Annotated in this window: 1 protein-coding gene; it reads left to right on the top strand. The window is 63.9% G+C overall.

All coding sequences use genetic code 11. The features are described 5' to 3' along the window. Positions 1-18: 18 nt before the first annotated feature. The coding region (locus AB0L97_RS38660; RefSeq protein WP_364440034.1) for a condensation domain-containing protein at positions 19-1,172 on the top strand (1,154 nt) is incomplete at its 3' end.

Here is a 1,172-nt window from a genome sequence, read left to right as displayed (position 1 = left end):
GAGGAGTTGTCGTTGCCGGTGGATCGCCCCCGCCCCGCAGTGGCCTCCCACCACGGCGCCACCACCACCTACACCCTCGACACCGAACTCATCACCGCACTACACACCCTCGCACGCCAGCACGACTGCTCGGTGTTCATGGTCATCCACGCCACCCTCGCAGTCCTGCTCGCCCGCCTCAGCAACAGCACCGACATCCCCATCGGCACCCCCATCGCCGGACGCGGCGACCCCGCCCTCGACGACCTCATCGGCATGTTCGTCAACACCCTCGTCCTACGCACCCACATCAACCCCCACGAACCCTTCACCGACCTACTCACCCGCACCAGAAACACCGACCTGCAAGCCTTCCAACACGCCGACATCCCCTTCGAACAACTCGTCGACCACCTCACCCCCCACCGCACCCGCTCCCACCACCCCCTCTTCCAAACACTGCTCGCCTTCCAAAACCTCGACCAACCCCACCTCCACCTCCCCCACCTCGACATCACCCCCACCGAACCACCCACCCCCACAGCACGATTCGACCTACAAATCATCCTCACCGACAACCACAACGGCGAGATGACCGCCACCATCACCTACGCCACCGACCTCTACAACCCCACCACCATCGACACCCTCACCCACCGATGGCTCCACATCCTGCACGCCATCACCACCAACCCCACCCAACCCATCGCCACCATCGACATCCTCGACCCCACCGAAAAAACCGACCTCCTCACCCGCACCGGACCACCACCCACACCACCGACCACCCTGCCCGACCTCCTCACCACCACCGCCCACAACCACCCCCACAACACCGCCATCATCCACAACAACCACCACATCACCTACCAAGAACTCGACCAACGCTCCAACCACCTCGCCCACCAACTCCTCCACCACCACATCGGCCCCGAAGACATCGTCGCCATCGCCATCCCCCGCTCCCCCGAAACCATCATCGCCATCTGGGCCATCACCAAAACCGGCGCCGCCTTCCTACCCATCGACCCCACACACCCCACCCAACGAATCACCCACATCACCACCAACTCCCACACCACCATCGGCCTCACCACCACCCCCACACACCCACACCTCCCCCACACCATCAACTGGCTCACCATCGACAACACCCCACCCACCACCACCCCACCCATCACCGACAAAGACCG

Source organism: Nocardia sp. NPDC051911, assembly GCF_040681035.1.
Taxonomy (GTDB): domain Bacteria; phylum Actinomycetota; class Actinomycetes; order Mycobacteriales; family Mycobacteriaceae; genus Nocardia; species Nocardia sichangensis.
The sequence above is the reverse complement of the archived record's forward strand: the minus strand, read 5'-3'. Positions and strand labels throughout refer to the sequence as shown.